Source organism: Microvirga brassicacearum, from assembly GCF_008757455.1.
GTDB classification, from domain to species: Bacteria; Pseudomonadota; Alphaproteobacteria; order Rhizobiales; family Beijerinckiaceae; genus Microvirga; species Microvirga brassicacearum.
In genome coordinates this window covers 167,573-181,195 of sequence record NZ_VCMV01000002.1, presented here as the reverse complement: position 1 = coordinate 181,195, position 13,623 = coordinate 167,573, and the positions used below count along the sequence as shown (strand labels likewise).

13 protein-coding genes are annotated in these 13,623 nt (G+C 62.8%); all 13 read right to left on the bottom strand.

Going from position 1 to position 13,623, the window contains the following annotated elements; genetic code table 11:
• Positions 1-2: 2 nt before the first annotated feature.
• Positions 3-1,514 (bottom strand): NADH-quinone oxidoreductase subunit M, encoded by a 1,512-nt coding sequence (locus FEZ63_RS01420; protein ID WP_150941851.1) that lies wholly within the window; start codon positions 1,512-1,514, stop codon positions 3-5.
• Complete coding sequence (nuoL, locus tag FEZ63_RS01415) at positions 1,514-3,541, bottom strand: NADH-quinone oxidoreductase subunit L (protein WP_150941850.1); 2,028 nt, start codon at positions 3,539-3,541, stop codon at positions 1,514-1,516. Before nuoL ends, FEZ63_RS01420 begins: the two co-directional genes overlap by 1 nt.
• Before the next feature lie 64 nt (positions 3,542-3,605).
• A complete protein-coding gene (gene nuoK / locus FEZ63_RS01410; protein WP_150941849.1) occupies positions 3,606-3,914 on the bottom strand; it encodes an NADH-quinone oxidoreductase subunit NuoK in 309 nt (102 codons plus the stop codon).
• Positions 3,915-3,924: 10 nt separating this feature from the next.
• Positions 3,925-4,536 carry an NADH-quinone oxidoreductase subunit J gene (locus FEZ63_RS01405; protein ID WP_150941848.1) on the bottom strand — a complete coding sequence of 204 codons (612 nt, stop codon included), beginning with the start codon at positions 4,534-4,536 and terminating at the stop codon, positions 3,925-3,927.
• A 149-nt stretch (positions 4,537-4,685) separates the two neighbouring features.
• Complete coding sequence (gene nuoI / locus FEZ63_RS01400) at positions 4,686-5,174, bottom strand: NADH-quinone oxidoreductase subunit NuoI (RefSeq protein ID WP_150941847.1); 489 nt, start codon at positions 5,172-5,174, stop codon at positions 4,686-4,688.
• Between the two features lie 11 nt (positions 5,175-5,185).
• Positions 5,186-6,211: an NADH-quinone oxidoreductase subunit NuoH gene (gene nuoH, locus FEZ63_RS01395; protein WP_150941846.1), complete on the bottom strand. Its 1,026-nt coding sequence runs from the start codon at positions 6,209-6,211 to the stop codon at positions 5,186-5,188.
• 13 nt (positions 6,212-6,224) lie between these two features.
• Entirely contained in the window at positions 6,225-8,303 is a 2,079-nt protein-coding gene (nuoG, locus tag FEZ63_RS01390; RefSeq protein ID WP_150941845.1) for an NADH-quinone oxidoreductase subunit NuoG, read from the bottom strand.
• A gap of 9 nt (positions 8,304-8,312) precedes the next feature.
• Positions 8,313-9,614, bottom strand: a complete 1,302-nt coding sequence (nuoF, locus tag FEZ63_RS01385; protein ID WP_150941844.1) for an NADH-quinone oxidoreductase subunit NuoF — start codon at positions 9,612-9,614, stop codon at positions 8,313-8,315.
• A 13-nt stretch (positions 9,615-9,627) separates the two neighbouring features.
• The gene (gene nuoE, locus FEZ63_RS01380; RefSeq protein WP_150941843.1) at positions 9,628-10,692 is read right to left on the bottom strand and encodes an NADH-quinone oxidoreductase subunit NuoE; all 1,065 of its coding nucleotides are present in this window, start codon (positions 10,690-10,692) and stop codon (positions 9,628-9,630) included.
• Between the two features lie 96 nt (positions 10,693-10,788).
• The gene (locus FEZ63_RS01375; protein WP_150941842.1) at positions 10,789-11,979 is read right to left on the bottom strand and encodes an NADH-quinone oxidoreductase subunit D; all 1,191 of its coding nucleotides are present in this window, start codon (positions 11,977-11,979) and stop codon (positions 10,789-10,791) included.
• A 20-nt stretch (positions 11,980-11,999) separates the two neighbouring features.
• On the bottom strand, positions 12,000-12,602 hold the full coding sequence (locus FEZ63_RS01370) for an NADH-quinone oxidoreductase subunit C (RefSeq protein WP_150941841.1): 603 nt from the start codon (positions 12,600-12,602) through the stop codon (positions 12,000-12,002).
• Between the two features lie 14 nt (positions 12,603-12,616).
• Positions 12,617-13,204 carry a NuoB/complex I 20 kDa subunit family protein gene (locus tag FEZ63_RS01365; protein ID WP_162419641.1) on the bottom strand — a complete coding sequence of 196 codons (588 nt, stop codon included), beginning with the start codon at positions 13,202-13,204 and terminating at the stop codon, positions 12,617-12,619.
• Positions 13,195-13,560 (bottom strand): NADH-quinone oxidoreductase subunit A, encoded by a 366-nt coding sequence (locus FEZ63_RS01360; protein ID WP_150941839.1) that lies wholly within the window; start codon positions 13,558-13,560, stop codon positions 13,195-13,197. Before FEZ63_RS01360 ends, FEZ63_RS01365 begins: the two co-directional genes overlap by 10 nt.
• Positions 13,561-13,623: the final 63 nt, after the last annotated feature.

The window sequence follows — 13,623 nt, the reverse complement described above, 5'->3', positions numbered from 1 at the left end:
CCTCAGTGCGCGGCCAGAGCCGCAGTTTTGACCGTGGCGAGCGCGGCCTCGTAGCTCTTCAGGAGAGCCTCCGTCGGCGCGGCGAATGCGTCGAGGATCGGGGCCGGCTGCACACCGTAATAAATGACGAGCAGGACGAGGGGCGCGAGGATGACCATTTCGCGGCGATTGAGATCCATGATGGTCTTGAGCTGCGGCTTGTCGAGCACCCCGAAGATGATGCGGCGATAGAGCCAGAGCGCATAGCACGCCGACAGGATCACGCCCGTGGTTGCCAGGAACGACACCGTCGTGTTGGCCTGGAACGCGCCGAGAAGGGTCAGAAATTCGCCGACGAAGCCGGACGTGCCGGGCAGTCCCACATTGGCCATCGTGAAGATCATGAAGGCGACCGCATAGAGCGGCATGCGCTCGACCAATCCGCCATAGGCCGCAATATCGCGCGTGTGAATGCGATCATAGACGACGCCGACGCAGAGGAAGAGCGCGCCCGACACGAGGCCGTGCGAGATCATCTGGAACATCGCGCCCTGAATCCCCTGCGGATTCATGCTGAAGAGACCCATGGTGACGAAGCCCATATGGGCCACCGACGAATAGGCGATGAGCTTCTTCATGTCGGTCTGCACCAGAGCGACGAGCGAGGTGTAGACGATGGCGATGACCGAGAGCGCGAAGACCATCGGGGCGAAATAATGCGAGGCGTCCGGGAACATGGGGATCGACACCCGGATGAAGCCGTAGCCGCCCATCTTCAGAAGGATGGCGGCCAGAATGACCGATCCTCCGGTCGGCGCCTCCACGTGCGCGTCCGGCAGCCAGGTGTGAACCGGCCACATCGGCATCTTCACCGCGAACGAGGCGAAGAAAGCGAGCCAGAGCCAGGTCTGCAGGTTCTCGGCGAATTTGAATTGCAGGAGCGTCGGGATATCGGTGGTGCCGGCCGCCCAATACATCGCCATGATGGCCAGCAGCATCAGCACGGAGCCGAGCAGCGTGTAGAGGAAGAACTTGAAGCTCGCATAGATGCGGCGCTTGCCGCCCCAGATGCCGATGATAAGGAACATCGGAATGAGGCCGGCCTCGAAGAACAGGTAGAACAGCACGAGATCGAGCGCCGCGAATACACCGATCATCGTCATTTCGAGGACCAGGAAGGCGACGAAGTATTCCTTCACGCGATGCTGGATCGAATCCCATGAAGCGAGGATGCAGAACGGCATCAGGAACGTGGTGAGCAGGATGAACGGCATCGAGAAGCCGTCGACGCCGAGCTTGAACCGGATCGTGTCGGTCAGCCACACATGGCTCTCGATAAGCTGGAACGACGCCGTGCCCGTATCGAACCGGCTCCAGGCGACAAGCGACAGCAGGAAGGTCAGGACCGTGGTGGCGAGCGCGGCCCAGCGCGCGTTGGACTTCGCCGCTTCGCTGTCACCGCGCAGGGTGAGGATGAAGGCTGCACCGACCAGCGGGAGGACAAGAAGGCCGGAGAGAATGCCGAACCCGAGCATTAATGTGCCCCCCGGAACAGATAGAAGGTGATGAACGCCGCGACGCCGATGAGCATGGCGAAGGCGTAATGGTAGAGGTAGCCCGTCTGCACCCGCACGACACCGCGGGTAACGTCGAGGACGCGCGCCGAGACCCCGTCAGGCCCGAGGCCGTCGATGATGCGCCCATCGCCCATGCGCCACAGGAAGCGGCCGAGGCCGATGGCAGGACGCACGAAGATCGCGTCGTAGAGCTCGTCGAAATACCACTTGTTCAGGAGGAAGCGGTAGAGAACCGGATTGTCGGCCGCAAGCTGCGCCGGCTTCTTGGCGTCGATGATGTACATGTACACCGCGAGCAGGAAGCCCAGGATCATCATGGCGGTCGGGAGCAGCGGCACCCAGCCCGGCAGATGGTGCATTTCCTCGAGGATGTGATTGTCCGGCCGCGTGTAGATGGCGCCCTTCCAGAAGTCCGCCGCGCCCTCGCCGATAAAAGCGCCGTGGAACAGGAGGCCGGCAATCAGCGCGCCAAGCGCCAGCACCGCGAGCGGCAGCAGCATGACGAGCGGGCTCTCGTGCGGCTTGTGCTCCGCATGATGGCCATGATCGTGCTGCGCGTGCGAGGCAGGCTCGACGTCGTGGCTGTGATCGTCGTGCTCGACACCCTCATGGGTGCTGCCGTTGTGATGCGCCTCCGACCAGTGAGACTTGCCCTCGAAGGTCATGAAGAACAGGCGCCACGAATAGAACGACGTCATGAATGCGGCGACGACCGTTGCGACGAACGCGAAGGTGCCGGCCGAATTATGCGCCGCATAGGCCGCCTCGATGACCGCGTCCTTGGAATAATAGCCGGCGGTGAACGGGAAACCGGTGAGCGCGAGCGTGCCGATCGCCATCATCGCCGTGGTGAACGGGATGTATTTGCGCAACGCTCCCATGTTCCGCATATCCTGCTCGTGGTGCATCGCGTGGATGACGGAGCCTGCGCCGAGGAACAGCAGGGCCTTGAAGAAAGCGTGCGTGAAGAGGTGGAATACGCCGACGCCGTAGGCACCGACGCCCAAAGCCACGAACATGTAGCCGAGCTGCGAACAGGTCGAATAGGCGATCACCCGCTTGATGTCGTTCTGCACCAGGCCGACGGTCGCGGCAAAGAAGGCCGTGATGGCGCCGATGACCGTCACGACCGTCAGCGCGGTCGGGGCATATTCGAAAACCGGCGACATGCGCGCGACCATGAACACGCCCGCCGTCACCATGGTGGCGGCGTGAATGAGGGCGGAGACGGGCGTCGGGCCCTCCATCGCATCCGGCAGCCAGGTGTGGAGCAGGAATTGCGCCGACTTGCCCATGGCGCCCATGAACAGCAGCAGGGCCGCGATGGTCAGCGCGTGCCATTCATAGCCGAGGAAGACGAAGCGCTGATCGGCGAATTCCGCCACGCGCGGGAAAATCTGCTCGAAGGCGACGCTGTCGAACAGGACAAACAGCGTGAAGATGCCGAGCAGAAAGCCGAAATCGCCGACGCGATTGACGACGAAGGCCTTGATGGCGGCCGCGTTCGCGGATTCCTTCTGGTACCAGAAGCCGATGAGCAGGTAGGACGCGAGACCGACGCCCTCCCAGCCGAAGAACATCTGCAGCAGGTTGTCGGCGGTCACCAACGCCAGCATGGCAAAGGTGAAGAGCGACAGATACGCGAAGAAGCGCGACCGGTGCGGGTCCTCGCTCATGTAGCCGATGGAGTAGAGGTGGACGAGGGCCGAGACCGTGTTGACCACGATCAGCATGACGACCGTCAGCGTGTCGATGCGGAACGCCCAATCGGCGACGAAATCGCCGACCGACATCCACTGCGCGACCTGAATCCGCGTCGCGCCGGAGCCGAACCCGACGTCGAAGAACGCGATCCACGACAAAGCGGCTGCGATGAACAGGAACGCCGTCGTGATGATCTCGCTCGGGCGCGGTCCGAGAATACGCCCGAACAAGCCTGCGATGAGGAAGCCGACGAGCGGCAGGAAGACGATTGCGTGATACATTTTCGCGTTTCTTCTCGGCCCTAGATCACGACGAACTGGAGGATGACGACATCGGCATCATGCTCTAGCCCCTCATCATGTTGACGTCTTCAACCGCGATGGAACCGCGGTTGCGGTAGAACACCACCAGGATGGCAAGGCCGATGGCGGCCTCCGCCGCCGCGACCGTGAGAATCAGCAGTGCGAAGACCTGGCCGACGATGTCGTTCAGATGGGTCGAGAAAGCCACCATGTTGATGTTCACGGCGAGCAGGATCAACTCGACCGACATCAGGATGACGATGACGTTCTTGCGGTTCAGGAAGATGCCGAACACACCGAGCGTGAACAGCAGGGCGGCGACGGTGAGATAGTGGCTGAGGCCGATGACCATCACGTGTCTCCTATATGCCCTGGCGGAAGGGAACCTTCCGCACCTGCACGTCCTGCGCGGTCCGGGCGTTCTGGACCGAGATGTTCTGGCGGCGGATGCCCTTACGCTCACGCAGGGTCAGCACGATGGCGCCGATCATGGCGACCAGCAGGATGAGGCCTGCCGCCTGGAAGAAATAGAAGTAACGCGTATAGAGCACCTGTCCGAGCGCCTCGGTATTGGTCATCACATCGGGCGACGGAATCGGTACCGCAGGAGACCGCACCAGGCCGGGATCGATGATATAGGCGCCGATGACGAGGGTGAGTTCGAGGAAGAACACTACGCCGATCAGCGCCCCGAAGGGCAGATATTGCAGGAAGCCCTGCCGCAATTCGGCGAAATCCACGTCCAGCATCATGGTGACGAAGAGGAACAGCACCGCGACCGCGCCCACGTAGACGATGACCAGGATCATCGCCAGGAACTCCGCGCCCATCATCAGGAACAGCCCCGCCGCGTTGACGAAGGCAAGGATGAGGAACAGCACCGATTGCACGGGATTGCGCGAAGCGATCACCATGAACCCGGAGGCGACCGCGATGGTCGCGAAGAGATAAAAGAAGGCGGCGGTAACCGTCATACGAAATTCCTGTGCCGGGACAACGGCGTTGTTTAGTTTAGCGAATGGCGAATGGCGAGTGGCGAATGGTCAGGTCGCGAGGGTGACCAATCGGCATGTCATTCATGACCAACTCCCACACTGCTCCATTCGCCATTCTCCATTCGCCTCTACCGATAAGGCGCGTTCTTGGCGATGTTCTGCGCGATCTCGCGCTCCCAGCGGTCGCCGTTATCAAGCAGCTTTGCCTTGTCGTAGTAGAGCTCCTCGCGGGTTTCGACCGAGAATTCGAGATTCGGGCCTTCCACGATGGCGTCGACCGGGCAAGCCTCCTGGCAAAGACCGCAATAGATGCACTTCACCATGTCGATATCGTAGCGCGTGGTGCGCCTTGTGCCGTCATTGCGGCGCGGGCCGGCCTCGATGGTGATGGCCTGCGCCGGGCAGATCGCCTCGCACAGCTTGCAGGCGATGCAGCGCTCCTCCCCGTTGGGATAGCGGCGCAGGGCATGCTCGCCCCGGAAGCGTGGGCTGCGATGGCCTAGCTCGAATGGGTAATTGATGGTGGCCTTCGGCTTGAAGAAATACTTCATGGCCAGCACGAAGCCGGACAGGAATTCCGTCAGCAGCAGCGATCTTGCAACCTGATCGAGTTTCATTTCGATCCCCTTTATTGCATGCCCGGCGCGAGGCCGGTTGCCATCAGCACGCCGGCGACGATCACCACCATGGCAAGCGAGATCGGCAGGAAAACTTTCCAGCCGAGGCGCATGAGCTGGTCGTAACGGTAGCGCGGCACCATGGCTTTCGCCATCGCCATCAGGAAGAACAGGAAGCTCGCCTTGAGGATGAACCAGATCACCCCCGGCACCCAGGTGAAGGGCGCAAACGGGATCGGGGACAGCCAGCCGCCGAGGAACAGGATGGCGCCGATCGAGCACATGGTCATGATGGCCACGTATTCGCCGAGCATGAACAGCAGGTACGGGGTCGACGAATATTCGACCATGTAACCGGCCACCAGCTCCGATTCCGCCTCCGGCAGATCGAAGGGCGGGCGGTTGGTCTCGGCCATGGCGGAGACGAAGAAGACTACGAACATCGGAAACAGCGGCAACCAGTACCACCCCAGAAGCCCGAGGCGGGTATCCTGCGCTTCGACGATGCCCGAGAGGTTCAGGGTGCCGGCGCACATGAGCACCGTGACGATGACGAAGCCGATGGAGACTTCGTAAGACACCATCTGCGCCGCCGAGCGCAGCGCGCCGAGGAACGGATATTTCGAGTTCGAGGCCCAACCGCCCATGATGACGCCGTAGACGCCAAGCGACGAGATCGCGAAGATGTAGAGGATGCCCACATTGATGTCGGCGATCGCCCATCCGGCATTGAGCGGGATGACCGCCCAGGCGGCGAGCGACAGAACGCAGAACAGAAGCGGCGCCAGCAGGAACATGCCCTTGTTGGCGGGCGCCGGAATCACCGGCTCCTTCAACACGAACTTGAGCAGGTCGGCAAAGGACTGGAACAGGCCCCACGGCCCGACGACGTTCGGACCGCGGCGAAGCTGCACCGCCGCCCAGATCTTGCGATCCGCCAGCAGCGCGTAGGCGATGAAGATGAGCAGCGCGACGAGCAGCAGCAGGCTCTTGCCCAGCATGATCGCGATGTTGAGGAGAATATCTCCGAGTTCCATGTTTCCGATCCTCTTATTCGGCCGCTTCGAGCCGCAGATCGCGGGCCAGCGCTGAGCACTCGGCCATGATCCCGGACGAACGGGCGATCGGGTTCGTCAGGTAGAAATCCTTGACCGGGCTGACGAACGGCTCGCGTCCCGGATTGCCGCCGATGGCTGCCAGCGCCTTGACGCCCGCCGCCACGTCGCTCGTCGCGATGCTGTCGAGCTCGGCGAAATGCGGATGCTCCGCATAGAGCTTCGTGCGCAGCGCATTGAGCGAGTCGAATGGCAGCCGGTGGCCGAGCACGTCCGACAGGGCACGCAGGATCGCCCAATCCTCGCGCGCATCGCCCGGCGCAAAGGCGGCGCGGTTCGCCATCTGCACCCGGCCTTCCAGGTTGACGTAGGTGCCGGACTTTTCGGTGTAGGTCGCGCCCGGCAGGATGACGTCGGCGCGATGAGCGCCACGATCGCCATGCGTGCCCTGATAGACCACGAAGGTGCCCGGTGCGATGTCGATCTCGTCCGCGCCCAGGTTGAACAGCACGTCGACCGCACCATCCGCCATCTGGCGCGCGGTCAGGCCGCCCTCGCCCGGCACGAAGCCGAGATCGAGCGCGCCGACGCGCGAGGCGGCATTGTGCAGGACCGAGAAGCCGTTCCAGCCCTCACGGACAGCGCCGATGCTGTCGGCGAGCTGCGCCGCGAGCGATAGAACGGCGAGCCCGCTTTCACCGGCGAATGCTCCCGGTCCGACGATGATGAGTGGGTTCTTGGCGGCCTTGAGCTTCTCGAAGAAGCTGTGACGACCGGCCGCCACATCGGCCAGCGTCTCAGGCCCGGCGCCGATGTAATCGTACGGATAGGTGAGATCGACCCGCTCACCGATGAGCGCAATCGGCGGCGGCGCCATGCGCCAGCGCTTGCGGATGCGCACGTTGACCAGCGACGCCTCGATGCGCGGGTTCGCGCCCACGATCAGGACGGCGTCGGCGTCTTCGATGCCCGCGATGGTCGAGTTGAAGAGATACGAGCCGCGGCCATGAGCCGGCGACAGCAGGCTGCCATCCTGACGGGCGTCGATATTGGCGACGCCGAGGCCGTGCATCAGGGTCTTGAGCGCGAAAAGTTCCTCCACGGAGGCCAGATCGCCCGCAATGGCGCCGATGCGCTTGCGCTCGGTGCCCTTCACGCGCTCGGCGATGACGGCGAAAGCCTGCTGCCACGTGGCGGCGCGAAGGCGGCCATCGATGCGCACGAACGGCCGGTCGAGGCGCTGGAGACGCAGGCCGTCGACGATGTGACGGGCCTTGTCGGTGATCCATTCCTCGTTCACCGCCTCGTTCACGCGCGGCAGGATGCGCATGACCTCGCGGCCACGGGAATCGACGCGGATCGACGAGCCGACCGCATCCATCACGTCGACGGAATCGGTCTTGCTGAGTTCCCACGGACGATAGTGGAACGCTTCCGGCTTGTGGGTCAGTGCGCCCACAGGGCAAAGGTCGGCGGCGTTCGATTGCAGCTCGGAGCCGAGAGCCTTTTCGAGATAGCTCGTGATCTCCATGTCCTCGCCGCGCCAGATCGCGCCGAGATCCTCGACGCCCGCCACTTCCGTGGTGAAGCGCACGCAACGGGTGCAGTGGATGCACCGGTTCATGGACGTCTTGATCAGCGGCCCGAGATATTTGTCGGGCACCGCGCGCTTGTTCTCGTGATAGCGGCTGGTATCGACGCCGTAGGCCATCGCCTGATCCTGCAGGTCGCACTGGCCGCCCTGGTCGCAGATCGGGCAATCGAGCGGGTGGTTGATGAGGAGAAACTCCATCACCCCCTCGCGCGCCTTCTTGACCGTCTTCGATTTGGTGAGAATTTCCGGCGGTTCGCCGTTCGGCCCCGGGCGGCAGTCGCGCACGCCCCAGGCGCAGGACGCCACGGGCTTCGGCGCGCCCTTTACCTCGACCAGGCACATGCGACAATTGCCGGCGATCGACAGCCGTTCGTGGAAGCAGAAACGCGGAATTTCCGCGCCGGCGGCTTCCGCCGCCTGAAGCAGCGTGTATTCCGGCGGGACGTCGACTTCGACGCCGTCAACGATGATTTTTGCCATCTCGCTTCTCTACTCCGCCGCCAACATGGCCGGCTCGGAATGCGGGTTCGCCGCGTAGTCGTCGATCCGTTTTTCGATCTCGTGCCGGAAGTGCCGGATGAGACCCTGCACCGGCCATGCCGCCGCGTCGCCGAGCGCGCAGATGGTATGGCCCTCGATCTGGGTCGACACCTCGAGCAGCATGTCGATCTCGCGCTTTTGCGCGCGGCCCTCGGACATGCGCGTCAGCACGCGCCACATCCAGCCGGTGCCTTCGCGGCAAGGCGTGCACTGGCCGCAGCTCTCATGCTTGTAGAAATACGAGATGCGCGTGATGGCGCGCACGATGTCGGTGGACTTGTCCATGACGATCACGGCCGCCGTGCCGAGACCCGATTTCAGGTTCCGCAGGGTGTCGAAATCCATGTAGGCATCCATGATTTCGTGCGCCGGAACACATGGCACCGATGAGCCGCCGGGAATGACCGCCAGCAGGTTGTCCCAGCCGCCGCGAATGCCGCCGCAATGGGTGTCGATGAGCTCGCGGAAGGTGAGGCCCATCGCCTCTTCGACGTTGCAGGGCTTTTCCACATGGCCGGAGACGCAGAACAGCTTGGTGCCGACGTTGTTCGGGCGGCCGATCGAGGAGAACCACGAGGCGCCGCGCCGCAGGATCGTGCCCGCAACCGCAATCGACTCGACGTTGTTGACCGTCGTCGGGCAGCCATAGAGGCCCATATTGGCGGGGAATGGCGGCTTCAGGCGCGGCATGCCCTTCTTGCCTTCGAGGCTCTCGAGCAGCGCCGTTTCCTCGCCGCAGATATAGGCGCCGGCGCCGTGATGCAGGTAGAGGTCGAACGGAAAGCCGTGGATATTGTCCTGGCCGATCAGGCGCGCCTCGTAGGCTTCGTCGATCGCCCTCTGCAACGCGTAGCGCTCGGCGATGTATTCGCCGCGAATGTAGATGTAGGCCGCGTTCGCGTTCATGGCGAAGGAGGCGATCAGGCAGCCCTCGATCAGGAGGTGCGGATCGTGCCGCATGATCTCGCGATCCTTGCAGGTGCCGGGCTCCGACTCGTCCGCATTGACCACGAGATAGCTCGGACGACCATCCGATTGCTTGGGCATGAAGGACCACTTCATGCCGGTCGGGAAGCCAGCGCCGCCACGGCCGCGCAGGCCCGACTTCTTCATCTCGTCGATGATCCAGTCGCGGCCCTTCTCGAGCAGGAACTTGGTGCCGTCCCAGTTACCGCGCATTTTCGCAGCCGCGAGGTCCGGCGAATGGAGGCCGTAGAGATTGGTGAAGATGCGATCTTTATCCTGAAGCATTTACATCACTCCTTCAGGACGATTTCTTGGTGGGATCGGGGACCACATCGGGTTTGCTTTCGCTGCCGTCGCGGCGGGTCGTCGTCTCCGAAGGCGGCGTTCCGGCGATGGGCGTCGTCGGCGCCTCGGCGGCGGCGCGCCCGGCTTCGGGTTTCGACGGCGTTGCCACATACGACTTGCCGCTCTGGGCCGCCGGCACATCGCCTTTGGGCTTCTGCTCAGCGACGGTCGTCTTCGACGTGTCGGCGGCTTCCTTGCGCTCGCTATTGGTGACCGGCTTTTCGCCTTCTTTCACGCGCTTCGCCGGGGTGTCGGCCTTTTCGGTGTCGATGGCGCGGCCGGCATCGGGTTTGCCTGGCTTGGGATTTGCCGCCGCCGTTGCGGTCGCGGCAGCAGCCTCGCCCGTATCGACAGCCTTCACGGCCTCTTCCTCGAAGCGCTTGCGCCACGCGCCCACCATCGAGCCGTCATAGAGCGACGGATCGGTGAGGGTCTTTACCGCATCGGCCGGCTCGGACGAGCGACGGCTGCTCTGCGGGCCGGCTTTCACCGGACGGCCAGCGGCCAGATCGTCGAGCAATTTCTCGAAATTCTCCGGCGTCAGGTCTTCGTAGTAATCGTGGTTGATCTGAACCATCGGCGCATTGCAGCACGCACCCAGGCACTCGACTTCGAGCCAGGAGAAATTGCCATCGGCCGAGACGTGGCTCTGCTCGCCAACGCGGCGTTCAAGAACCTTCTTGATGTCCCCCGCGCCGCGCAAGGCGCACGGCGTCGTGCCGCAGAACTGGATGAAATATTTGCCGACCGGGTCGAGGTTGAACATCGTATAGAAGGTCGCGACCTCCAGCACGCGGATATCCGGCATGTCGAGGCGCACTGCAACCGCTTCAATCGCCTTGCGCGGCAGCCAGCCGCCGGTCTGTTCCTGCGCCCGCCACAACAACGGAATCACCGCGGACGCCTGGCGTCCGGGCGGATATTTCGCGATCTGTTCCTGCGCAAAAACCTCGTTCTCGGGCGAGAACGCAAAGCTCTTGGGCTGTATTTCCTCGGGCGCGAGCCTACGAACGGCCATTCTAACCTCTCTCAACCGTCATGGCCGGGCGTGACCCGGCCATCCACGACTTTGACTTGACGCCGCGCCACGAAACCGTGGACGGGGCCGAAAACCTCACCGATCGACCTCGCCGAACACGATGTCGAGCGAGCCGAGAATACCCGCGACGTCGGCCAGCATGTGCCCGCGGCACATGAAGTCCATTGCCTGCAGATGGGCGAAACCCGGCGGACGAATCTTGCACCGATACGGCTTGTTGGTGCCGTCGGCGACAAGGTAGACGCCGAACTCGCCTTTCGGCGCCTCGACGGCCGCATAGACCTCGCCCGCCGGCACGTGGAAGCCTTCCGTGAAGAGCTTGAAATGATGGATCAGCGCTTCCATCGAGCGCTTCATATCTTTCCGTGACGGCGGTGCGATCTTGCCGTCGAGCGTCGTCACAGGCCCCTGCCCGGCAGGCTCGCGCAATTTCGCCACGCATTGTTTCATGATGCGCACGCTCTGGCGCATCTCTTCCATGCGGATCACCTGACGATCGTAGTTATCGCAGTTCTTGCCCACTGGAATGTCGAAATCCATTTCCTCGTAGCATTCGTAAGGCTGCGCCTTGCGCAGATCCCATGCCGCGCCCGAGCCGCGAACCATCACGCCCGAGAAGCCCCATTTCCAGCAATCCTCCAGCGGCACCACGCCGATATCGACGTTGCGCTGCTTGAAGATGCGGTTGCCGATGACGAGGGTGTCGAGATCGTCGAGCACCCTAAGGAACGGATCGCAGAAGGCTTCGATGTCGTCGATCAGTTCCGGCGGCAGATCCATGGCGACGCCGCCCGGCCGGATGTAGTTGGCGTGCATGCGCGAGCCCGAGGCGCGCTCGTAGAAGATCATCAGCTTCTCGCGCTCCTCGAACCCCCACAAAGGAGGCGTCAAGGCACCGACGTCCATCGCCTGCGTCGTCACGTTGAGCAGATGCGACAGGAGGCGGCCGATTTCCGAATACAGCACCCGGATCAACTGCGCGCGGCGCGGAACAGCGAGACCGAGAAGCTTCTCGACCGCGAGGCAGAACGCGTGCTCCTGGTTCATCGGCGCGACATAATCGAGCCGGTCGAAATAGGGCGTCGCCTGCGTGTAGGTCTTGTACTCGATCAGCTTCTCGGTGCCGCGATGCAGCAGGCCGATATGCGGATCGACGCGCTCGACCACCTCGCCGTCGAGTTCCAGCACAAGGCGCAACACACCGTGCGCCGCCGGATGCTGCGGCCCGAAATTGATCGAGAAGTTGCGGATACTATGCTCGCCCATGGGCTACCCTCTCCGCTCTCTCACGCCTTCGCCTTCTCGTCGCCCGGCAGCACGTAATCCGTGCCCTCCCATGGCGACAGGAAGTCGAAATTGCGGAATTCCTGATTGAGCCTGACGGGCTCGTAAACCACCCGGCCCTCTGCCTCGTCGTAGCGAACCTCGACGTAGCCGGTCAGCGGGAAGTCCTTGCGCAAAGGATAACCCTCGAAGCCGTAATCGGTGAGGATACGGCGAAGGTCCGGATGACCCGAGAACAGGATACCGTACATGTCGTACGCCTCGCGCTCGAACCAGTTCGCGGCGGGAAAGACGTCGATGATCGACGGGACCGGACTGACTTCATCGGTTTCGACTTTCAGCCGAATGCGATGGTTCAGATGCGGCGAAAGCAGGTGATAGACAACGTCGAAGCGCTGCTCCCGTCCAGGATAGTCAACACCGCAGATATCGAGGAACGAAATGAACCGGCATTTGGGGTCGTCGCGCAGAAACGTGACGGCGCGCACGATGTCCTCAGCGCGCACCACGACGGTCAGTTCATCGTAGGCGATTGCGCTCGCCGTTACAGCCTCGCCGAGAGATGCCGCAAGGTGATCCGCGAGTGCCTGGAGTTCAGCAGTCATGCTCTGATCCTCGCTCAACGCTCGATGGTGCCGGTACGGCGGATCTTCTTCTGGAGAAGGAGAACACCGTAGAGCAGCGCCTCGGCCGTCGGCGGGCAGCCGGGAACGTAGATGTCGACGGGAACGATACGATCGCAGCCGCGCACCACCGAATATGAATAATGGTAGTAGCCGCCGCCATTAGCGCAGGATCCCATCGAGATCACGTAGCGCGGCTCCGGCATCTGGTCGTAGACCTTGCGCAAAGCGGGAGCCATCTTGTTGGTCAGGGTGCCGGCAACGATCATCACGTCCGACTGGCGCGGAGACGCGCGCGGCGCGAAGCCGAATCGCTCGACGTCGTAGCGCGGCATCGACATCTGCATCATTTCGACCGCACAGCACGCGAGGCCGAAGGTCATCCACATGAGCGAGCCGGTGCGCGCCCAGGTGACCAGGTCCTCGGTCGAGGTGATGAGGAAGCCCTTGTCGGAGAGTTCATCCTTGACCGACAGAAAATAGGGGTCGGCGGCGCCGATCGGCTGGCCGGTCGCGGGATCGACGGCTCCCACAGGCTGGGGAGCGACAAGCGTGCCGGTGTGAGGGTTTGCGATCAATCCCATTCGAGGGCGCCCTTCTTCCATTCGTAGACGAAGCCGACCGTGAGAACGCCCAGGAAGATCATCATGGACGTGAAGCCGAACCAGCCGAGGCCTCCAAAGGTGATGGCCCAGGGGAACAGGAAGGCGACCTCAAGGTCGAAGATGATGAACAGGATGGCGACCAGATAGAACCGCACGTCGAACTTCATGCGGGCGTCGTCAAAGGCATTGAACCCGCACTCGTAGGCCGAAAGCTTCTCACTGTCCGGGCTGCTATACGCGACGATAAAAGGTGCCACGAGCAGCGCCAGCCCGATCAGGAGCGAAACGCCGATGAAAATCACGAGAGGCAGGTAGTCGGCGAGAAGATTCGTCATGCGACACCCAAGAAACGGAGCGAGGCGAAAAGCCTGCGGCAATCACGCATTTAAGTCGCAGCG

Coding starts and splice junctions, on each gene's coding strand:
- FEZ63_RS01420 (WP_150941851.1), bottom strand. CDS start 1,514: ATGCTCGGGTTCGGCATTCTCTCCGGCCTTCTTGTCCTCCCGCTGGTC.
- nuoL (WP_150941850.1), bottom strand. CDS start 3,541: ATGTATCACGCAATCGTCTTCCTGCCGCTCGTCGGCTTCCTCATCGCA.
- nuoK (WP_150941849.1), bottom strand. CDS start 3,914: ATGGTCATCGGCCTCAGCCACTATCTCACCGTCGCCGCCCTGCTGTTC.
- FEZ63_RS01405 (WP_150941848.1), bottom strand. CDS start 4,536: ATGACGGTTACCGCCGCCTTCTTTTATCTCTTCGCGACCATCGCGGTC.
- nuoI (WP_150941847.1), bottom strand. CDS start 5,174: ATGAAACTCGATCAGGTTGCAAGATCGCTGCTGCTGACGGAATTCCTG.
- nuoH (WP_150941846.1), bottom strand. CDS start 6,211: ATGGAACTCGGAGATATTCTCCTCAACATCGCGATCATGCTGGGCAAG.
- nuoG (WP_150941845.1), bottom strand. CDS start 8,303: ATGGCAAAAATCATCGTTGACGGCGTCGAAGTCGACGTCCCGCCGGAA.
- nuoF (WP_150941844.1), bottom strand. CDS start 9,614: ATGCTTCAGGATAAAGATCGCATCTTCACCAATCTCTACGGCCTCCAT.
- nuoE (WP_150941843.1), bottom strand. CDS start 10,692: ATGGCCGTTCGTAGGCTCGCGCCCGAGGAAATACAGCCCAAGAGCTTT.
- FEZ63_RS01375 (WP_150941842.1), bottom strand. CDS start 11,979: ATGGGCGAGCATAGTATCCGCAACTTCTCGATCAATTTCGGGCCGCAG.
- FEZ63_RS01370 (WP_150941841.1), bottom strand. CDS start 12,602: ATGACTGCTGAACTCCAGGCACTCGCGGATCACCTTGCGGCATCTCTC.
- FEZ63_RS01365 (WP_162419641.1), bottom strand. CDS start 13,204: ATGGGATTGATCGCAAACCCTCACACCGGCACGCTTGTCGCTCCCCAG.
- FEZ63_RS01360 (WP_150941839.1), bottom strand. CDS start 13,560: ATGACGAATCTTCTCGCCGACTACCTGCCTCTCGTGATTTTCATCGGC.